16 protein-coding genes, 1 tRNA gene and 3 pseudogenes are annotated in these 19,975 nt (G+C 43.7%); 9 read left to right on the top strand and 11 right to left on the bottom strand.

Translation table 11 applies throughout. The annotated features are described in order from the left end of the window. The first annotated feature begins 369 nt into the window (after window positions 1-369). Window positions 370-1,701, top strand: a pseudogene (locus EWV68_RS04250) (IS701 family transposase). A 272-nt stretch (window positions 1,702-1,973) separates the two neighbouring features. Continuing rightward, a complete protein-coding gene (locus EWV68_RS04245) occupies window positions 1,974-2,780 on the top strand; it encodes an MlaE family lipid ABC transporter permease subunit (protein WP_002798033.1) in 807 nt (268 codons plus the stop codon). A 236-nt stretch (window positions 2,781-3,016) separates the two neighbouring features. Here the strand turns inward: EWV68_RS04245 and EWV68_RS04240 are convergent, their stop codons facing one another. The 7 genes and pseudogenes from EWV68_RS04240 to EWV68_RS04210 all read right to left on the bottom strand — a co-directional run bounded on the left by EWV68_RS04240 (window position 3,017) and on the right by EWV68_RS04210 (window position 7,125). Continuing rightward, window positions 3,017-4,264 carry a glutamate-5-semialdehyde dehydrogenase gene (locus EWV68_RS04240; protein WP_061432145.1) on the bottom strand — a complete coding sequence of 416 codons (1,248 nt, stop codon included), beginning with the start codon at window positions 4,262-4,264 and terminating at the stop codon, window positions 3,017-3,019. Between the two features lie 10 nt (window positions 4,265-4,274). Continuing rightward, a complete protein-coding gene (locus EWV68_RS04235; RefSeq protein WP_079208769.1) occupies window positions 4,275-4,682 on the bottom strand; it encodes a hypothetical protein in 408 nt (135 codons plus the stop codon). A gap of 171 nt (window positions 4,683-4,853) precedes the next feature. After that, window positions 4,854-4,925: transfer RNA gene (locus tag EWV68_RS04230), tRNA-Gly, on the bottom strand. A gap of 74 nt (window positions 4,926-4,999) precedes the next feature. Beyond that, window positions 5,000-5,275: pseudogene (locus EWV68_RS04225) on the bottom strand (hypothetical protein); the annotation flags it as partial. 57 nt (window positions 5,276-5,332) lie between these two features. After that, window positions 5,333-5,878 (bottom strand): 6,7-dimethyl-8-ribityllumazine synthase, encoded by a 546-nt coding sequence (ribH, locus tag EWV68_RS04220; RefSeq protein WP_061432143.1) that lies wholly within the window; start codon window positions 5,876-5,878, stop codon window positions 5,333-5,335. Between the two features lie 246 nt (window positions 5,879-6,124). Further along, window positions 6,125-6,313 (bottom strand): photosystem II reaction center protein PsbZ, encoded by a 189-nt coding sequence (gene psbZ, locus EWV68_RS04215; protein ID WP_002732865.1) that lies wholly within the window; start codon window positions 6,311-6,313, stop codon window positions 6,125-6,127. A 356-nt stretch (window positions 6,314-6,669) separates the two neighbouring features. Further along, a complete protein-coding gene (locus EWV68_RS04210; RefSeq protein ID WP_061432142.1) occupies window positions 6,670-7,125 on the bottom strand; it encodes a CopD family protein in 456 nt (151 codons plus the stop codon). 113 nt (window positions 7,126-7,238) lie between these two features. Between EWV68_RS04210 and EWV68_RS04205 the strand changes: the two genes are divergently transcribed. Further along, the gene (locus tag EWV68_RS04205; protein WP_287168926.1) at window positions 7,239-9,938 is read left to right on the top strand and encodes a CBS domain-containing protein; all 2,700 of its coding nucleotides are present in this window, start codon (window positions 7,239-7,241) and stop codon (window positions 9,936-9,938) included. Here EWV68_RS04205 and EWV68_RS04200 read toward each other — a convergent pair. Beyond that, the gene (locus tag EWV68_RS04200) at window positions 9,935-10,099 is read right to left on the bottom strand and encodes an Asl3888 family RNA-binding protein (RefSeq protein WP_002733784.1); all 165 of its coding nucleotides are present in this window, start codon (window positions 10,097-10,099) and stop codon (window positions 9,935-9,937) included. The genes EWV68_RS04205 and EWV68_RS04200 overlap by 4 nt on opposite strands. 437 nt (window positions 10,100-10,536) lie before the next feature. Beyond that, window positions 10,537-10,833 carry an RNA-binding regulator gene (rbp, locus tag EWV68_RS04195; protein WP_061432140.1) on the bottom strand — a complete coding sequence of 99 codons (297 nt, stop codon included), beginning with the start codon at window positions 10,831-10,833 and terminating at the stop codon, window positions 10,537-10,539. Between the two features lie 458 nt (window positions 10,834-11,291). Between rbp and EWV68_RS04190 the strand changes: the two genes are divergently transcribed. From EWV68_RS04190 to EWV68_RS04175, 4 genes are all read left to right on the top strand, one after another. Continuing rightward, window positions 11,292-13,631 (top strand): DNA methyltransferase, encoded by a 2,340-nt coding sequence (locus EWV68_RS04190; RefSeq protein ID WP_287168925.1) that lies wholly within the window; start codon window positions 11,292-11,294, stop codon window positions 13,629-13,631. A gap of 224 nt (window positions 13,632-13,855) precedes the next feature. Next, complete coding sequence (gene pheS, locus EWV68_RS04185; RefSeq protein WP_002762428.1) at window positions 13,856-14,860, top strand: phenylalanine--tRNA ligase subunit alpha; 1,005 nt, start codon at window positions 13,856-13,858, stop codon at window positions 14,858-14,860. Window positions 14,861-14,873: 13 nt separating this feature from the next. Beyond that, window positions 14,874-15,218, top strand: a complete 345-nt coding sequence (locus EWV68_RS04180; protein WP_008200911.1) for a DUF4870 domain-containing protein — start codon at window positions 14,874-14,876, stop codon at window positions 15,216-15,218. Window positions 15,219-15,292: 74 nt separating this feature from the next. Then, window positions 15,293-16,411, top strand: coding sequence for an NAD(P)/FAD-dependent oxidoreductase (locus tag EWV68_RS04175; protein ID WP_287168924.1), 1,119 nt, complete (start codon window positions 15,293-15,295; stop codon window positions 16,409-16,411). A 55-nt stretch (window positions 16,412-16,466) separates the two neighbouring features. Here the strand turns inward: EWV68_RS04175 and EWV68_RS04170 are convergent, their stop codons facing one another. After that, complete coding sequence (locus EWV68_RS04170) at window positions 16,467-18,356, bottom strand: RNA/DNA-binding domain-containing protein (protein ID WP_287168923.1); 1,890 nt, start codon at window positions 18,354-18,356, stop codon at window positions 16,467-16,469. Window positions 18,357-18,575: 219 nt separating this feature from the next. Here EWV68_RS04170 and EWV68_RS04165 point away from each other — a divergent pair. Both EWV68_RS04165 and cdd read left to right on the top strand, forming a co-directional pair. Continuing rightward, a pseudogene (locus tag EWV68_RS04165) lies at window positions 18,576-18,777 on the top strand (helix-turn-helix domain-containing protein); the annotation flags it as partial. After that, complete coding sequence (gene cdd / locus EWV68_RS04160) at window positions 18,776-19,177, top strand: cytidine deaminase (protein ID WP_287168922.1); 402 nt, start codon at window positions 18,776-18,778, stop codon at window positions 19,175-19,177. The pseudogene EWV68_RS04165 and the gene cdd, both read left to right, overlap by 2 nt. On the opposite strand, the gene EWV68_RS04155 is transcribed toward cdd, so the two are convergent. Further along, complete coding sequence (locus EWV68_RS04155) at window positions 19,174-19,470, bottom strand: DUF433 domain-containing protein (RefSeq protein WP_287168921.1); 297 nt, start codon at window positions 19,468-19,470, stop codon at window positions 19,174-19,176. The two genes, cdd and EWV68_RS04155, sit on opposite strands and share 4 nt — an antisense overlap. Between the last annotated feature and the right edge of the window lie 505 nt (window positions 19,471-19,975).

The raw sequence follows: 19,975 nt of genomic DNA, 5'->3' as shown, positions 1-19,975 counted from the left end.
ATTTTTGTCAATTGTTTTTTATCTAGAGCGAACTAATCAATTAAGTCTCTTGCCAGATAAGGATTTAGTCGATTTATGCCCCCCTATCGAACCATAACAAGTAACGAAGAGCCGCTTTTTCTCCAGATAATCAATGAGATTTTTAGGCATATTTTGGCTTATGTCAGGTGTCAGGTTAATATTGTGATTATACACACTAACCTCTTTTTTACAAGCCCTCTATCGAACTTGAAATAGCCCTACCCTGTTTAACGGGGAATTTAGGGGGAGCAAACTTTTTCAGCCAACCCTATTTAAACCGCTTATCGCTCTTCTGGGACTTTAGGTGAGATAGGATAGAAAAAAAGCCCTGAAATCAAGAGGTGGTATATGGTTAAGCCACGTCGCACCCAACCAACCGTGAAATTTATTGATGACTACTGCGAAGCTTATCGAGACTTATTTCCAGAAGTCAGAACCTTTGAATATTTTAAGTATCTGCATCTGGGGATGATTTCAGATATAAAAAGAAAAACTTTACCAGTGATCGCTAAAGTAGTAGGATTAGAAGATGCCGAAGGCTTAGATCATTTTTTAACTGAGTCGCCCTGGTCAGTAGAAAAATTAAAAGAGCGGAGATTAAAAATAATTTTAAACCTGTTAAATGGAGAAGAAATTATTGTTATTTTCGACGAAACAGGAGACAAAAAGAAAGGGAGGAAACCCGATTATGTCAAAAGACAATACATTGGTAATCTCGGAAAAATAGAGAACGGAATTGTCGCTGTAACAGCCTGGGGATTATTTCGAGGAATGACATTCCCTTTAATAGCTAAGGTCTATAAGCCGCAAGAAAGATTAAAAGAAGGAGATGAATACAAAAGTAAGCCAAAAATTGGAGGAGAAATCATTCAAAAACTGAAAGAGATGGGGTTTAAAATTAAGCTATTATTAGCAGATAGTGAGTCCAGTGAAAGTGAGGAAAATTTTGTTAGTATTTTAAATGAAGAAAAACTAGACTTTGTTCTGGCGATTCGCAGCAATCACGGAGTATGGTTGCCATCAGGGCAAAGGGTAAGATGTAATAAATGGCGAGATTTCGAGAGAGTATTTTCAACAGGCAAGACAGAAGAAAGATACATAAGGGAGATTATTTTCGGAAAGAAAAAAGAAATTAGATATTGGGAAGTGACCGATAACAAAGAAACATTGCCCAAGAACTCAACTTGGTATATTATGACCAAAATACCAAAGATAAATTACAAGGAAGTCGGCAACTTATACGGGTTAAGAAACTGGGTAGAGTACGGATTAAAGCAAAGCAAAAACGAATTAGGCTGGGCAGATTTTCGAGTAACTGACTATAGTCGAATTGAGAAATGGTGGGAAATAGTCATGAGTGCTTACTTAATGGTAAGCCTACAGTCAGAAGAATTAAAGGAATCGAGAGAAGCTAGTTTAGATTTAGCTAAACCCGCTCAAGAAGAAATAAAAAAACATCCTAGTTGGGATAAGGGAAAAGGCTGGAAAAATATTCTAAATAATTTACGATTATTTATTCAACCTTTGTGCTATTTCAATCTCTTAAAGCCTTGATTAGTCGTTGTCTTTAAACCTCAAATAATTAGCTTGTTTTGTCGGTTGTTTTTCCAGCTTAATCAGTTGATAAATTCTCTTTTAGAGAAGATTTTTCCGCACAATTCCTATTTCTCTTCCGCCTAGAGTCCCAGAAGAGCGATATACTAAATCCGTTGAGTATAGGCTACTTATAGAGGAGAGGCACTCATGCAACAGGCAAGAGGCAAAAGGGGGAATAAATAATCAGTTTTTAATAACCAGATTTAGTATCAGTTCCTCTGAACTTAGATGTTCGGCTAAGTAAGCTTTCTTGGGCATTTTATCTCCCTGTCTTTACTCGTTTTATTATAACAGGATTTGGTATTAGAAGACAAAACAGGATAGACTTTTCTCTAGTCCGATCAATTTTGGGGACAATGAAGGATTTATTGGCGATTTTTAGCAAGGAATTAAGCTCTTGGTTTCGGCGCTGTTGGTTAGCGGTACTATTAACCGGCAGGGTTTTTTACTTCCTATTCACGCGCCAACCCGATTGGCGCGTCACCCAAGAACAAATGGTAGCAGCCGGGCCTGCCTCGCTGATTATCGCCATGATCACGGCCGCGGTGATCGGGATGATCTTTACGATCCAAGTGGCCCGGGAGTTCCAAGCCTTGGGCGCTGGCAGTATGGTGGGGGGAATTTTGGCCCTTGCTCTCGGTCGGGAACTCTGTCCGATTATGATGGCGATCGTGGTAGCCGGTCGGGTAGGATCGGCTTTTGCGGCGGAAATCGGTACCATGAAGGTGACAGAGCAGATCGACGCACTCTATATGCTCAAAACCGATCCCGTGGAATATCTGGTGCTGCCCCGTTTAATTGCCTGTTGTCTGATGGTTCCCGCTTTGAGTGTTATGGCGTTGCTGATCGGTTTAGGTAGCGGTTTGCTAGTCGGCCAAAGTTTATACGGAATTGCCAATTCAGTTTTTCTCGACTCGGTTCGCGGTTTTCTGGGTGTGGGAGATGTGCTGAGTGGACCAGTTAAAGGGGTGGTTTTTGGGGCTTTAATTGCGATTATCGGCTGTAATTGGGGTTTAACGACCGATGGCGGTGCTAAAGGAGTCGGCCAAGCTACTACCGCGGCCGTAGTCACTATGCTCTTAGCGATTTTTGTATCTAATCTGCTGATGACCTGGATCTTGTTCCAAGGATCTGGCAATAGTTCGGTTTTATTTGGACAGTAATTTCAGTTCCAAACGCTCATTTTCTCGCCATTGTTCTCAATCCTCTACTGATACCATTTTTCTTTATTCTTGGCAGGTATCTTACCCCCCCTTGCTACGATGTCGGGTTAGGGTTGATTCATGAATCAACCCTAACCCTGTCCCCACGAAAAACTTTTTCAGCAGACCACTAACTATAACTTAAGAGCAAAATAGCCGATTTTTTAGCTAACTTAACAATACCCAGTTCACCAAAACTACCCCTGCACCACCTGTTTAAGGGTGGTAAAGGTTTCTAGGTTGATTAACCCCCGGCGCTGGCCTTTTTGGTTGGAAATGCCCAAAAATACCGATTCTCCCTGTTTGGGATTGCGATCGAATCGGGGTGAAGAATTGATATAAACTAAAGCACTATCGGACTCCATGGCGAATTGACGACTTTCTCGATAGGATTCGGTGACAATACAATCCGCGTGACCGCTACTATACTTATTAATCCAAGCGATCGCATCAGTGAGGGTATCCACTAACCTAAAGGCCACCGTTTTTTCTAAATAGGGTCTTTGCCAATCATTATCGGTGGCAATGGTTAAATGTTCGGGAAAATCCGCCGCTAATCGGGTATCTCCCCGCAATTTAAAGCCTTTTTCCTGCAAACTTTTAAACAAACGACTTAAAGTCGAAGAATTCTGATGGGGACTAATTAAAACTTTTTCGATCGCATTAACCGGATCCGGTATGCTGCCATGACTATCGATAATTACCTGACGAGCTAACTCCAAATCGCCACTAGGAGACCAATACAAATAACAGTTTCCCATGGCCGCGCGCAAAACGGGAACCGTGGCCAATTGACTCACCTGACCGATTAAACTAGGGCGACCGTAGGGAATAATCAAATTAACATAATTTTCCTGCGTCACCAACTCCTCTAGGGAGGGACTAGAATCACAGGGTAAACCACTAACACAATCCACCGGTAAACCCACATCTTCCAATGCTTCTTGGATAATTTCCGTAATCACTCCATCGGAATGACTAGAGGCATTGGAACCGCGAATAATCAAACTATTGCCACTTTTTAGGGAAAATCCCGCCGCTACCATCGCTAATTCGGGAAAACCTTCATAGACTAAGGCAATCACTCCTAAAGGCATCCTTTGGCAATAGGTTTGGGACGGATTAAGTTGATAGGCCGCGTTAATTACCTGTTGCAGCGGATCCGATGCTTCCGCTAGTTGTTGCAATACCTCCACCGTCGTCTCTAAACGTTCGGGAGTTAACCGTAACCAGCGAATCATTTGTTCTGAGACGGCCATCTCTCGACTGACCTCTAAATCGAGGGTATTGGCTTCTAAAATGCGATCAAAGCCAGTTTTAATGCCATTAGCGATCGCGATTACCCCGCGATTTCTTTCGTTGCCATTGAATTGACCTAGATCCAGAAAAGCATTGTATGCTTGCTTAAAGATCGTCGGGGGGGTTTTGGGGGAACTTTCGATCATAGATTCTTGTCTAGCGTCGATAGGCTAACCAAAAGATGAATGCGGGCAAAATAACTAATAGCATAACTAGAATTGCCCCAAAAATCACGCTTACCCCCGGCGGTGATTTCAAGATTAACGGTAGCCAGACGACCGATAATAACAGAATTATCCCCATCATCAGGGGCAAGACTCCTTCCCCAAGGCGCTGATTCGTACTCACCCAACGAAATCCCGTCCAGCGCCAAGTGCGTTTATAGGGATAGTGGGGGGCTAATTGTTCGATAATTTGGCCGTTTTCCTGTAGCACAAATATCTGTTGACAGCGATCGCATCCAAAGGCATCGGTCAATAAAATCGGGCATAATGTCCCTTTCCGACGACAGGGACAAGGATAGTCTTGGTGTTGGTCGATTTTGGTATATTTATGCGGTCGCACAAGCTAAATTTTTGTTTATAAACGGTTGTTTTTAGTCGCTCGTGGTCAATGGCTAAGGTATTCAACGGTTGCCCAAAATCCTCAACCCTATTGGTCACGGGTAATTCCCATCTTAAGGGATATCCCCAAATTATTCATCCTGACCTTAAGGTATATTTCAAGATTTTTTCAAGCGGGCAACGCGATTCGAACGCGCGACATTCACCTTGGCAAGGTGACGCTCTACCACTGAGCTATGCCCGCAAGCTGTTTTTTTACACCTCTATAAGTGTGCCAAATCTCAGAGCATTTGTCAAGTAGTTTGGAGCATTTTTTGACAATGATTCATCTTCTGGCAAATCCCCCAAACCGGTAATAGCTTCGAGAACTACTTCTATCTTAGCCTGTAGTCGGTTGAACTGATGTGCCAAGCGATCAAAACGCTTGTCAATGGCGGCGAATTTTTCATCTATATGCCGTTCCATAGCCTCAAAAGCTGCCGTAATCCGCCCCTCTGGTTCTAAATCTAATTCCAGAGTCTTGATTCTCTCGACAGCGTTGACTAATTGCCGTCTGAGTTGGTCAATACATTTGTTCTGTTCAGCTTCGCTCATCAGTGGAACTCCGGGGGAGTGGGGACACCTAAAACCCTAAATTCTGGGGGAATTTTCTTAGCCTTCCATCAGCGCCTGTTGGGGATTATTTTCCAATAATTCTAGGGGTTTATCTCCATTCCGGGGGCGCAATTGACGCATGAGACTAGCCATTTCTAGGGCAGATAGGGCATAATTCCAGCCCAAATTACTTTTAATACCGGCCCGTTCGAGGGCCTGTTGTAGAGTATCAGTGGTGAGAATACCGAAGACAACGGGAACACCTGTCTGAAAAGCGGCCGCAGCAATGCCCTTAGCAGCCTCGGCAGCAACGTAGTCAAAATGGGGCGTTTGGCCGCGAATAATTGCCCCTAGACAAATAACGGCATCGTAACGGTGGGAAAGGGCGACTTGACGGGCTACCATTGGCACTTCAAAGCTACCCGGTACCCAGATATAATCGACTTGGGTGCCATCGGGATTGACATCAACCCCGTGACGCTTCAGACAGTCTTGACAGCCTGATAACAGTTTATCAGTGACGAGATCGTTAAAACGACCAATCACGATCGCAAAGTGCCAAGAGGATATGTCCTCGGTAAAATTTCCCTCAAAAACAGTCATAGGTAGAAGGGGATAGGAGTAGGGAGTAGGGAGTGGGGAAGTGGGGAAGTGGGGAAGTGGGGAAGTGGGGAAGTGGGGAAGTGGGGAAGTGGGGAGATGGGGAAGTGGGGTAGTGGGGAAGTGGGAAGTGGGAAGTGGGGAAGTGGGGAAGTGGGGAAGTGGGGTAGTGGGGTAGCTGTCTCATCACCCTATCACCCCAAAACCCTATCACCCTATCTCCTCCCGTCTCCCGTCTCCTGATCAAGGCTAAATCACTAAAAAGTTTAAAATAGCGACGGCAACGACTAAAATCGCCCAAATTGCCGAACCCACATAGAGAAGGGGTTTCGATTGATCCCAGTTTTGGGGGGAAGCATAGGCAACGGGGACACCAATCACCATCAGCAAGGAAAATAAAACTAAGGCAATGAGAAAAAATTGAAAAACAATAGACATGATTGGGTTCTCCTAAAGCAGTTGATATTAGATAATTCTCCCAGATTTGATACTTGTATGGAAGATACTCGCTTCCACCCAACTTAACCGGACGATCCTTCCTCTAGCTCCTCCCTGAATCGGGGGTTAAAGGATATATCCCCGTCAGACCGAATCCACGAGCATATTAATTTTACTGCTAGTGACTACCTAGCCGCAGCGGGGCTGAAAACTTTTTTCCATTGTCTATCCTTGCCAACAGCAGCAGGGCAAGGGTTAGGTGGGGAAAGGGACTCTCTGTGATCCCTTACCCAGATTAGCCTATTTTCGCGTTTTCGCCAAACCTAGCCTAGAAAGGTCTCCAGACTGCTGAACTGCTAAAAGCTAATGGTCAAGCCCCCCAAACGGATGCCAGCGCCAAAAATGACGAACAATACTGCTAGAGTGGTGACGGCGACTATGTGCAGGGCGAGGAAATTTAAGTTTTCCTCGCTCAGTTTAGGAATGAGAAAAAAGCGGGAATGAAGGGCCAAGATGAGAGTTAATAGCAGTAAAGCTAACTTAATGCCTATATAAACCGACAAAAAACTATCAAATGACCAAAAATCACGAAAACCGGGCAAATAAATCCAAGTCAGTCCTAGGCCTGTTATTACCTGCAACAATAGCGCAGATAACCCAAAACCTTCAAAATATTGCTCAAATTGACGAATTCGGTCTGGTTCTCGGTTTTTGAGGGCCTGGGGTAGAACGGTGACTGCCAACAATAAATGACCACCGGCCCAGACGGTCGCCCCTAGGGTGTGGAGAATTACTAAAATTTTGAACAACATCGGTTTCTCTCAGTCAAGATTTGCTAACTTATAGTACTTGACCCGGTTATTGCCGAGCATTTAGTAACAATAGATACAGAAAAAATCCCGATAACTTCTCCTTACTAAAAAATATGGATTTAATTTTATGTCATCAAACGGCGGATTTTGACGCTTTGGGGGCAGCGGTGGGTTTATCGTTGCTGAAAGCGGGTAGTCGCATTGTGTTAACGGGGGGAGCGCACCCGACGGTGAGGGAATTTTTGGCCCTGCATCGGGATGAATTCGCTTTAATTGAAATGCGTAGTGTCAATCCGGCCCGTATTCGCTCTTTAATTATCGTTGATAATCAGTGGCGGGAGCGTCTGGGAAAAGCTTCCCAGTGGCTCGATTTAGGGCATTTACAGGCGATCGAATTGTATGATCATCATTTGGATAGTGAAAGCGATATTCATGCCTCTAGCGTCCATTTAGAAGCGGTGGGAGCCACCACGACTTTAATTGTCGAAGCTTTACAAAAAGCCCGCATTAAACCAAACTCGATGGCAGCGACGGTAATGGCACTCGGTATTCACGTTGACACGGGTTCCCTGACTTTTGCCGGTAGTACCCCCAGGGATGCCTATGCTTTGGCTTGGTTAATGACCTGTGCTGCTAACATTAAAACGATCGCCCAATACTGTCAACCGAGTTTTTCCCCGCGCTTACAGGAGTTATTTAGCCTTGCTTGGGAAAATCTAGAGATTAAAAGGATATATGACCGTAAAATCGCTCACGTTCTCCTCCATACTGCCGATTTTATCCCCGGTTTGTCTAGTGTGGCCGAGCGCCTACTGGAATTATCCGATAGTGATGCGCTACTTTTTGCCCATAGTTATAGTAAAGGCGAGGAAGATAATTCCCGACAGCGTTTAACTGTGATTGGTCGCTCTAGAATCGATGGGGTCAATCTATATCAGCTTTTTTGCCCCTATAACGGCGGTGGTCATGCTCAGGCCGCTTCGGTGAGTTTTCGCGATGTTCAGCCAGTTCAACAGTTAAACCAACTGCTGGGGGACTTAATTGCTCAAATTCCTCCTTCTCCCACCGCTAGGGATTTAATGTCTTCCCCGGTGCGGACAATTCGTCCCGATACTTCCATATCTCAAGCCGAGCGCATCCTTTTTCGTTACGGCCATTCGGGGTTATCGGTGGTAGATGAGCAGGATCGCTTAGTTGGGGTGATTTCTCGTCGTGACCTCGATTTAGCTCTCCATCACGGCTTTTCTCGCTCTCCCGTGAAGGGATACATGACTTGTAATCCGAAAACTATTACCCCGGACACTTCCCTTCAGGAAATCGAGTCGCTGATGGTAACGTACGATTTGGGGCGTTTACCTGTACTAGAAAACGGGCAGTTAGTCGGTATCGTCACTCGTACAGATGTATTAAGACAGATTCATCAAAATGAGCGGGTGCGTTTTGAAGGGATTGCTTTGGTTTCCTGTCTTTTACCGACGATTAAAGAGCGTTTAGAGCCGATTTTATGGTCATTCCTGCAAGCTGCCGCCGCTGCCGCTCAAAAACGCGGTTGGCATCTCTATCTGGTTGGGGGTGCAGTGCGCGATTTATTGTTAGCCACAGAAAGGGATACTTTATTGTTACAGGATATCGATTTAGTGGTGGATGGCTGCCATCGTGCCGCCGGTGTGGGTGCGGGGGTAGAATTGGCTAATTGTTTACGCGAAATTTATCCGGGGGCCCGGTTATCGATTCACGGGGAATTTCAGACGGCGGCTTTGTTATGGCACAAAGATGAGCGTTTTGGCTCGTTATGGGTGGATATCGCCACGGCACGCACGGAATTCTATCCCTATCCTGCCAGTAATCCCCAAGTGGAGGCTAGTTCGATTCGACAGGATTTGTATAGAAGGGATTTTACAATTAATGCTCTGGCAATTCGCCTAACTTCGCCGAAAGAGGGGGAATTACTCGACTTTTTTGGCGGTATGTTGGATTTACGCGCTCAAGAAATCCGGGTTCTCCACGCTAATAGTTTTATTGAGGATCCGACGCGCATCTATCGAGCGGTGCGTTTTGCCACTCGGTTAGGATTTGTTATTGAACCCTTGACAGAAAGCTATATTAGGTATGCGATCGAAAGTGGAGTTTATGATCGCTCACGGCAACAAAATCAGAATGCACCCGCTTTACAGTCCCGTTTAAAAGCGGAGTTGAATTATATTTTAGAGGCGGATTACTGGGAAAGTGCCTTGGAAAAGTTGGCCGATTTGGGGGCTTTGCACTGTTTACACGGGGATTTAAGTTTAAATCGGGCTTTATGGCGACAATTGCGCTGTCTCAGTCGTTGGTTAGATTGTTTAAGTCTGGAATTGCCGGTGAATGCTTGGTTAATGCGGTTGGAATTATTAATCGCTTCTCTGGCTATGGGGGAAAGAATAGCGATCGCTAATAATTTACAATTGCCCAAAGATACTGTGGAGCGTTTACAAAAACTAGAAGTTATGGAAAGAGAGATTAGCAATAATTTTGCTTATGATCGACCCGTTAGTCAAATTGTCAGCTTTTTCAACGGTTATAAGGTTCCTAGTTTGTTACTGGTGGCGGTGAGGAGTGAGACTAGGATTCGGGCTTTAATCTGGCAATATTTAACTAAATGGTCGCAGATCGAGGCTCCTATCGACGGCAATGACCTAAAAGATTTGGGTTATCAACCGGGTCCCCAGTTTAAATCGTTACTTGCGGCAGTCTTGGGGGCAACTTTAGATGGAATAGTCAGCAATAAAAGCGAAGCTATGGCTTTTATTGCTAGATTAACTAAGTCAGCAGATTAGGTATCGGCTGCCCCTTCATTTTCCGAAGATTGTCTTTGATCGCTGGAATAACCGCCTCTACCTCCTCTGGTGGTGGTACGATTAGAGGCAGCCCGGAATTGACGAGCGTAGGCGCGGTTGCGTTCAGCTTTTTCTTTTTTCAAATTACGACGTTTAGCCACAAGAATCTCCTTGGGATATTAGATAGACAAGCGGGGAAACGAGCGATCGCTCCCCCTATTGACATTGACACTCTCCGCCCTAAAAGTGCGGAGATTCTTGGGCTGAATCCTGCCTCCACTAGCAACGCTAATTTTGGTCTTACGGTTTCATGTCTAGTCCGACTACACCGATAAGGCAAGCACTCTTATGGACTACTCCCCAAGCGTAAATTTCTGTGTGTCCCACAGTATTTAATTGTTTTGCGTTCTTACAGTTTGGACTTAATTGAACACCATTGACTGTTAGAAATTTTGAGATCACGGAGTAGGACGTTTAACCTGTTTCCTCACGTTCTCACGCTCGGAACCACCGACAAACATTCTCGCACAAAGCCGTGCTAAAAGGACGGGGTTTTCAACCCAAATTTCCGATAACCTAGAATGGTTACGATCGGGGATTAGTAGCGACGCTCCCGATTGCGATCGCCGCCAGCACCGAAGGAAGATCTGGGTTCTTTTTCGCGAGCTTGATTGACTTTTAATTCTCGTCCCATCCATTGAGCGCCGTCAAGAGCGGCAATAGCGGCCGATTCTTGCTCTGGGGTTTCCATTTCCACGAAAGCGAACCCGCGTTTTCTTTTCGTTTCCCGATCCATGGGGAGGTGAACGCGCTTAATTGCACCATATTCCTTAAAAACCTCAACTACGTCGTCTTGGTTAACCTCGAAGGGGAGATTACCAACATAAATTGACATAAAACCTATCCTTGCACAGATAAAAACAACAGATTTGTAGAGAACCAAGATTTCGGGAACTAGCTGAACCAATACTAAACAGAAACGCTTTGACCATTAATACTGACAACGAGCCGCAGTGCCGACTTTTATTCTCAATTTCCATCCTAGCACATAGCTATTAGCTTTTATCGATGCTGCCTGTCTCGCCACCCGAGCAGATAAACTAGACTAGAATGCTGCCCTATAAAATGCCCTAATTATGAGTTTATCCCCCCATCCGATCGAAACTGCCCTAAAAACCCTGGAAACTAAGGCCGAGGATTCGATTTCTGGGGTGCTTTCCCCACCTGTTGCCGAGAAACGGCAACAAGAGCCGGACTTCCTCCGGCAGTGCGTAGGATGCTCCCAAGAGGGTATCCTCGCCATACCCTCACATCTGGGTACAGTAATATATAGAACTCTATTCTTAAGGCCAGATGAGTGCTTCCTCCTTCGACTATAGAATGATCGATCCCATTTCTGGGCCGATCGATCCCAAAAAACAAGGGACGTTACGCCATTGGGGAAGTCATCCCTATTTTACCCGGCGCGCTTGGAATGTGGTACAGGAATATATTAAGCGTTTTAGTCAGGTGGGAGATGTGGTTTTAGATCCCTTTGGGGGATCGGGAGTGACTGCGGTAGAGGCTCTAGTTTTAAAGCGAAAGGCGATTTACTCGGATATTAACCCGATGGCTGGTTTTATCTGCCGCAATATCGCTGTTAGTCCCGTTAACATCGATGATTTTCGGTCTGCTTTCGATGACATCGCCAGAAATTGTCAGGAAAAGATTGAGGAAGTTTATCGAATGTCTCCAGAAGAAGCGGCGGATTTAGAGATTCCCTATTGGTATCCGCAAGGGGTTCGTTTACCGAAAAATGCGGACGCAGAATCTGTAGAAAATTTGTTTACCAAACGTCAATTATTTTCCCTTTCTCTAATTCTCAACCAGATTGAATTAATCACCGATCCGATCATTAAAGATTTAATGAGGTTTACTTTCTCGGCAACTCTCAATAAAACCAATTTAACCTTTAGTTCCACGAGAGGAAGAATAGAAAGCCGGGGAAATAGCGGAATTATGCACCGTTATCGCTATTGGATTCCTCCTCAAACTATCGATCTTAATGTCTGGGAACAATTTGAGCAGAAATTTAAGGGGACGGCAAAATTCAAGATCGAAACTAATACAGTAATCGGTGATTTTTATCAAGAAAATTTTTCAATTTTTGATTTCTCAGCGACGGACTTAACTGGCATATCGTCCGAATCCGTGGATTATATCTATACCGATCCTCCCTACGGACAACATATTGCCTATTTAGATCTCTCGACTATGTGGAATGCTTGGCTAGGATTTGAAGTGAGCGATAACGCAAGAGAATTGGAAGCGATCGAAGGAGGAGATTTAAAGAAATCGAAAGAAACTTACATCAATTTGTTATCGAATTCCATTCGAGAAATGTTTCGAGTTTTGAAATTTGATCGCTGGATGAGTATTGTTTTTGCTCACAAAGATCCCGCCTATTGGGATGCGATCGTTAAATCTGCTCAAGAAGCTGGTTTTGAGTATGTAAATTCCTCTGTACAACATTCTACTACGCCCTCATTACACAAAAAGAAAAATCCTCTGACTGTCCTATCGGGAGAGTTAGTTTTAAACTTTAGAAAAGTGAATAATCCCAAAACAATCGCCATCAGTAAAGTCGGGATCGATATCCTGCAAATTATTAAAGAAGTGGCCGAGATGACAATCGTTAAAAGTTCGGGTGCTTCCACAGAAGATATTTATAATGCGCTCATTCCTAAATTATTGGAAAATGGCTTACTAACCCAAGTCAAGAAACAAATAGATGATATTACTCCTTTGTTAAAAGAGGAATTCAACTTTTCGGAATTAGATCATCTCTGGAGAATTCGTACAAATACGAAAATCGGTTGCTTTATTCCGCTAGAAGATCGAATAAGATTTTATCTCTTGGATTTTCTAACTGCCAAAAAACGACAGGGAAAAGTAGCAACTTTTGATGAAATTATTTTTGCGGTCATGCCTAACCTGATCAACGGGACAACACCAAGCGATCAATCGATTTTAAAGGTTTTAGAAAAGTTAGCTTATTCTCCCGATGGTCGGCACTGGCAACTAGGGCAAGAAGAAGGTCTTCAGCTAACTCTCGATTTAAATATAGAGCCAATTTCTTCCGTTTTAACTGGTTTAGATTTTCCCAAACAAGCAGATAAAATTCCTCACGATCAAATTATCTACGCTCTGGCAAAAATTGCTATTGCTGTCGGATTAAAGCCTTATATTGGCAAAAAAGAACAATCTACAGGTTATTGGAATGGAGAAGCTTTTAAAGATATTTCTCTAGAAAAATTACCGATCGATAAATTAGGAAAGTGGGACAGAGATAAAATACAACAGATCGATCTCATCTGGTTTAATAACTTAGGCGATGCAGTGTTCGCTTTTGAAGTAGAAACCAGTACACCGATCACCACAGGAATCGATCGCTTTATGGAATTACTAAAAATTTATCCAGAACTGGCAGGAAAACTTGTGTTAATTGTTCCACCGAAGCGAGTCAACAAACTGAAAAAAATTCTTAAAGATTCCCACTATATTGGACATCCTCTCTATATGGAGAATAAATTAGTCTATAGTTTTTCTAATCAAATTGCCGAAGTTTACCAGAAACTCTCCTCGTCAACTAAACTAGAATTATCTGCGGTTTTTGCCTTGATCGAGTTCATTTTAAAAAAACCAGAAATCTGATGCAATCAAGAGAAGCTGGTTCCCATTGAAAGTTCTAGGTTCGACGAGGTACTCATGCAATAAGCTCTCATTTGATCAGAGGGGACAGGGAGCGATGAACATGATACAGCAAACCATCTCAGGGAATCGTCACCCCGGAAAGCAAATCGCCCCTGCAACTGTCTCCCCAAATTCCCTCTCTTGATAAACTAGACTAGAATGCTGCCCTATAAAATGCCCTAATTATGAGTTTATCCCCCCATCCGATCGAAACTGCCCTAAAAACCCTGGCAGCGAAAGCGGAAAATTCCATCGAACAAACAACAACCCTAGAAGACTTAGAACAGCTAAGGGTGAATTATCTCGGTAAGAAAGGAGAATTATCGCAGATTTTACGGGAAATGGGCAAATTAACCCCCGAAGAGAGACCGCGCCTCGGTGCGATCGCTAATGAGGTCAAAGAATTAGTACAATCGCTGCTGGAATCCCGGCGAGAAAGTCTCCAGAATGCCCAAATTAAGGCGAAATTAGCGGCGGAAACCCTCGATGTCACCCTACCTGCTCTTAGCCGTCCTTTAGGGCGAATTCACCCCTTAAATAGCACAGTTGATCGCATGATCGATATTTTCGTCGGTCTGGGTTACAGCATCGCCACCGGGCCGCAGGTAGAAACCGATTATTATAATTTTGAGGCTTTAAATATCCCTGCTGACCATCCTGCCCGGGATATGCAGGATACTTTTTTCTTGAGGGATGGTCGTTTATTGCGGACCCATACCTCCCCGGTGCAGATTCGCTACATGGAAAGTCACGAACCCCCGATTCGGATTGTGGCCCCGGGCCGGGTTTATCGTCGCGATACTGTGGATGCAACCCATTCCGCGGTTTTCCATCAAGTGGAATTATTAGCGGTGGACCGGGGATTAACCTTTACGGATTTGAAAGGAACAATTAAAGAATTTCTTAAGCAAATGTTCGGGGCCGATTTACCGGTTAAATTCCGCGCTTCCTACTTCCCTTTTACTGAACCCTCGGCCGAGGTAGATGTACAGTGGAAAGGCAAATGGTTGGAGGTGATGGGCTGTGGTATGGTGGATCCCAATGTCTTAAAAGCAGTCGGTTATGACCCCCAAATCTATACGGGTTTTGCTGCTGGTTTTGGCGTGGAAAGATTTGCTATGGTATTACATGAGATAGACGATATTCGCCGTTGTTATAATAGCGATATCCGCTTTCTCCGCCAATTTTAGGGGGATAAACCCGATGGTCATGAGTGAAGATTTAACCAAAAAAAGACTCCTATCTGTGGCTTGTCATGCTTCGATCTTTTTGAGTGCTACGCTGGTATCGGTGGGGATTCCCTTAGCTATTTATTTCATTTCTGATGATGGAACGGTGAAGGAAAACGCCAAAGAAGCTTTAAACTTTCACCTGAATATGTGGTTATACTACCTAATTGCCGGGATTCTAATTTGGGTTTTAATCGGTTATTTGCTCTTACCGATTCTTGCTGTGGTGAATATTGTTCTTCCCATTCTTGCTATCCTGCAAGTCTGGAAAGATGCCTACAAGGTTTTCCGTTATCCTTTTATTTTCAGGGTTCTGTAATTAATTATCGGGGTTGAAACCTGTTCAACCCTTTTTTAGTCCTATTCCCACTAGAAAAATAGCCTCTGGAGTTTATGACTAAAATTGTCATCATCGGTGCGGGGATAGTGGGGGCTACCATTGCCTACGAATTAAGTGCCATCAAAGGATTAGAAATTACCCTCATCGATGAAAAAAAACCAGGACAAGGAGCAACCGGGGCAGCCCTAGGGATTTTAATGGGGATTATCAGCCATAAAACTAAAGGTAGAGCCTGGAAACTGCGGCAAGAAAGTTTAAAACGTTACGAAACCCTCCTTCCTGAGCTAGAATCCCTCACCGGACTGACTATTCCCTGTAACCGTGATGGTATTGTCCTACTGCGATCGAGTGCCGAAGACGAAGAAAATTGGCGCAAGTTAGCCCAAATACGCCAAGAACAGGGATACTGTCTAGAAATCTGGGATAAAGAGACTTTAAAGCAAAAATGTCCCCAAGTGGCCAGCGATCATCTCCAGGGTGCTATCTATTCTTCCAGTGATCGTCAAATTAATCCGGCCCTGCTCACGGAGTCTCTCGTCGATGCTGCGGCAAGAAGGGGGGTAAAATGTCAATTTGGTGTAAAAGTTGAAAATTTCGGGAAGACAGAGCTTCAAGGCTCTAATTTGAGGCAATGCACCCACGTTTATAGTTCTAATGGTATAGAGGAAAGCGACTTTTTGATTCTTTGTGCGGGAATCGGTGCCACTGCTTTAACCGAAACTCTTACCCATCCAGTGGAAATCCGACCGGTTTTAGGGCAAGCTTTACAGATAAAATTGACGCAACCCTTAGAAAGTTCCGATTTTAAGCCGATTTTAACGGGAAATGACCTGCATATTCTGCCTTTGGCCGGAGCAGAATACTGGATTGGAGCAACGGTGGAATTTATGGACGAAAAGGGCGAAATTATCGCCGATACTGCCCTATTAGAACAAGTGTATCAAAAAGCGATCGCTTTTTGTCCCTCTTTGGCCGCGGGTGCGATCGTGCGTACTTGGTCCGGTAAGCGACCGCGACCGGAGAAAAAATCCGCTCCCATCATCGAATATTTGCCCGGATACGATAACGTTATTCTGGCCACGGGACACTACCGCAACGGGGTTTTATTGGCCCCTGCTACCGCTAAAATCGTCAGGGAAATGTTAAGTGATAAGTTAGCTATCGATCGCTAAATTAGTGGCTTGCCGATGTAGTCCCCTTAATCTCTCGGATTTGAGGAGCGGGTGTTTACTCATCTTGCGCTGATAGGAAATGCGATCGAGATACTGTTCGATAAGCTTGTTGAGGATGGTTCCTTAGTTGGGGGTGTTTAAGCTCCAGCAATCCCTCATCTATCATCGGGTTGACATAGTGATTACGAATAGTATCAGGTTCTCTTCCGAGCAGTTGAGCTAATGTTCCGAGGGGTAGATATTGTTGGGAGCATAGTTCAAGAATCACTTTTCGTACCGAGTCTTTACTAATGCGGCCTTTTCTGCGTATGGGTTCAGCAATTGCCTCTAACTGTTGGTAATGTTCGGAGCTTGGTGGGTAATGTTCGGAGCTTGGTGGGTAATGTTCGGAGCTTGGTGGGTAATGTTCGGAGCTTGGTGGGTAATGTTCGGAGCTTGGTAATAGAGAAAGTTGCGCTGAAGAATTCTGGTTCGGTAGGGTGTAGCGTGTTCCCCGACACTTACCTGACTGGTGTAACCAGCCATTTTGAACTAAATTACGAAGGCGTTCGCTAATATCTCTGGGATGTTCTGATCGATAACGCTGAATGTCAGTATTACTAATTTCCTCAAACTGATGCGCTAATACTAATATTATCCTATCAAGATCACCTAACTGACGGTAAGCATCCCCGATAATCCTTTTTAATTCCACTTCAACTGCTTCGGGAATAAAACTTGTCATCGGTAAATTAACAGATGTAACTTCTAGGTCAAGTTTTTCCGAAACTAGGGGACTCAACCATTGTTGTTCTTTCCAAGCACGAAGAATTTTCCCAAATCCAGAGCCAGCTTTTTCACCTAATCCGAGCATTTGAAACATTTTTTGTAGATGAGGATTACGAGGATCGCTAGTACCGCCTTCATAGAGACGCTGTAGGGGAATTCTCAGACGACCAGGATTAGAAAACAGATAGTTATCGATAGATTTTACCACCTTTATAGGCCGTGACGACTGGTGATCGGCGTGGATTAAAGTATTAACTAAAGCCTCTCTTAAAGCTTCATGAACATGGGTTTCATCTTTACGAACGGCATCTTTGTCTAATTGAAAAGGAACATCTAAATTATTAATTAATCTGCCATAAACACGATAATAAGAGTTAAGTAAATTAGCTTCCCATTTACCATCAAGAGTTAAGCGATATGTCCATCTTTTTTCAGGATCGTCAGATAATTTTTCCTGATAGTCGAGACTATAATGGGGGAAAGCATCTAAAATACTGCGTTCTCGTCCAAACATGAGTAAACCCGCTACAGTTAATCCTTCTTTGCTAGAATTTCTATCTCGTCGCCATCCTCCTAACTGATGGAGTAATTGTTGATCATTGTATGCTAACCAAGGATGATCGGGTTCGCGATTGCTGAACCGTTGGCGAAATACTTTCAGAGTATCAGGATCAATATCGTTGAGATTAAAATTATCTAAAACTTGAAAATCTTGAGGTTCATTGCTGGCATCGCGAAACATTTGCTCTATTTCCTCCTTATGACAGCGATAATCTCCCTCATAATTTCGCTTATATGTACCAGTCATTGGGTTATTGTTAATATATACAGGACGCTGAGTTCGGGTAGCTCTAGGAATATGAATAATGAGAAGCTGATATTCATTAATCTTTTTTACTTCTACGTCTGAATTAGAACAGATAGATATATTCAGTTTTTGTCGGTTGTTGTGGTTATCCCAAAACTCTTGTTGAAGATTTTTAGGGTTACGCACTCCTGTAATTTCTAATCTAGGTTTCTTTTCGCTAACACCCAAAATAATGTAACCGCCATCGGTATTAGCGAAAGCTGAAAGAGTTTCCCAAATGTCTTTTGGCAAGCCTCCCTCGGCTGATTTAAACTCATATTCTTGGTCTTCTCCAATATCAATTTGCTGCAGTATTGTGTCAATTTCCATGCTAAAATTCGGCGATAAATTTATGGATGCAGTTTTTGCGGTGAAAATGAGCAACTAGCCTGAGTTCGAGGTCGGCTAAAACTCTGAGACTATCGTCGGCTGAAAGTTCGATGTAGAAGTCATGGTAAAAGATACTTAAACAAAACTGATCTTAAATCGCCAATTCAAAAATGAAACGCACGACTCCTTAAGAGTTGACAGAGAAAGGCTCATGAGGTATTGTCCGATCAATGCAACAACAAATCCCAAAAACTAAGCCACCAACATCTTAACATAGAACAAAGAAACTTGCTCTACCAACCTAGTCAAGAGGGAAATTTATCTCAACGGCAAATGGCCGTCTTGCTCGGATGTCATCAAAGCACGACCAAAGGGATAATTAAGAAGTAATCAAAGTTGCCTCGGATGCTATCTAGCCGATGACCCTATCTGACCAAGAAAGACAACAACTCTGTGACACTGCTCGGGAAGTGGCGAAACTTTCCTATTCTCCCTATTCCCGTTTTCGGGTGGGGGCAGCGGTCTTGACAGATAAAAAGATTTATGCTGGTACTAATGTAGAGAACGCTAGTTATGGCTTGAGTTTATGCGCGGAAAGGGCAACTTTAGCGCAAATAATCGCAGCGGGCGATCGAGAAGTACGGGCGATCGCTATAGCCTGTATCGATGGGAAGGATGATATTAGTCAGTTAACTCCCTGCGGAGCCTGTCGTCAATGGATAGCCGAATTAGCGCCGCAAGCGGAGATTATTATCTGTGGAACTCAGCAAAATTATTGTTTTAATCTCTCGGATTTACTGCCTTTTTCCTTTCGTTTTTAACTGTGGGTATAAAAAGGCGACTCGGCAGCTTGATTAGTCATATTTTCTTGTACTTGTTGCCATTCCAGGGTGATTTCTTGGTCAATTTCTTCTTGATGGTCAAAATAGTAACCCATGGCTGCATGAGCTTCGGCTAGGGTTAAATAAAGGTGTTGACGACAGATTTCTTCTACCGACCAACCATAGGCGATGTAGTCCATGACAATTTGAGCAACGCGGATACGCGGTAATCTTTGTAAATGTGCGGGTTGGTCGTCACTTTTTTCTATGTGTGGATAGGTTAGAGCTAACATAGGGCCTCTAGTTAATTGACTTGACCCATTCTAACAGTTTTAGGCGTTGCTGAATCAAGATATGAATGCTAATTGTGCATCCTATCCACAACCAACGCTTAGGACTAGGTTTGAAAAATTGTCTAGGGGACAATTCATACTTAAAATCAGCAAAGCCGTTTCCCGTTCAAGAGACGCATTACACTTAGTTAATATACTACAAGCTCGGCACAGTATTAGGCATCGCCTTCGGTATTGTACTGAAAACGTCTAACTGATAACTGTTATTAGTCGGTTCACCCTCGGACACTGGACGAATCTATATCTACATACCACAAATTCTTAAGATAAGTAGGTAGGCGTTAAAAGTTGTCAGATCCCCCCGCCTATCGGCACCCCCCTTATCAAGGGGGGCAGGGGGGATCGAACCTAAAATCCATTTTTAATTTAATTATAACCAGCTACTTATTTTCCCATCGCTCTAGAGTGTATCAGATTTATCTGAAATGACTATATTCTTTGAATA

The organism is Microcystis sp. M_QC_C_20170808_M9Col (assembly GCF_007095495.1).
Lineage (GTDB): Bacteria > Cyanobacteriota > Cyanobacteriia > Cyanobacteriales > Microcystaceae > Microcystis > Microcystis aeruginosa.
The sequence above is the reverse complement of the archived record's forward strand: the minus strand, read 5'-3'. Positions and strand labels throughout refer to the sequence as shown.

Bases quoted from the DNA above. Each gene is read 5' to 3' on its own strand.
- EWV68_RS04155 (WP_287168921.1), bottom strand. From the start codon at position 19,470: ATGTTAGCTCTAACCTATCCACACATAGAAAAAAGTGACGACCAACCC.
- EWV68_RS04205 (WP_287168926.1), top strand. From the start codon at position 7,239: ATGGATTTAATTTTATGTCATCAAACGGCGGATTTTGACGCTTTGGGG.
- EWV68_RS04210 (WP_061432142.1), bottom strand. From the start codon at position 7,125: ATGTTGTTCAAAATTTTAGTAATTCTCCACACCCTAGGGGCGACCGTC.
- cdd (WP_287168922.1), top strand. From the start codon at position 18,776: ATGACCCTATCTGACCAAGAAAGACAACAACTCTGTGACACTGCTCGG.
- rbp (WP_061432140.1), bottom strand. From the start codon at position 10,833: ATGTCAATTTATGTTGGTAATCTCCCCTTCGAGGTTAACCAAGACGAC.
- EWV68_RS04180 (WP_008200911.1), top strand. From the start codon at position 14,874: ATGGTCATGAGTGAAGATTTAACCAAAAAAAGACTCCTATCTGTGGCT.
- psbZ (WP_002732865.1), bottom strand. From the start codon at position 6,313: ATGTCTATTGTTTTTCAATTTTTTCTCATTGCCTTAGTTTTATTTTCC.
- EWV68_RS04175 (WP_287168924.1), top strand. From the start codon at position 15,293: ATGACTAAAATTGTCATCATCGGTGCGGGGATAGTGGGGGCTACCATT.
- EWV68_RS04245 (WP_002798033.1), top strand. From the start codon at position 1,974: ATGAAGGATTTATTGGCGATTTTTAGCAAGGAATTAAGCTCTTGGTTT.
- EWV68_RS04240 (WP_061432145.1), bottom strand. From the start codon at position 4,264: ATGATCGAAAGTTCCCCCAAAACCCCCCCGACGATCTTTAAGCAAGCA.
- ribH (WP_061432143.1), bottom strand. From the start codon at position 5,878: ATGACTGTTTTTGAGGGAAATTTTACCGAGGACATATCCTCTTGGCAC.
- EWV68_RS04170 (WP_287168923.1), bottom strand. From the start codon at position 18,356: ATGGAAATTGACACAATACTGCAGCAAATTGATATTGGAGAAGACCAA.
- pheS (WP_002762428.1), top strand. From the start codon at position 13,856: ATGAGTTTATCCCCCCATCCGATCGAAACTGCCCTAAAAACCCTGGCA.
- EWV68_RS04190 (WP_287168925.1), top strand. From the start codon at position 11,292: ATGAGTGCTTCCTCCTTCGACTATAGAATGATCGATCCCATTTCTGGG.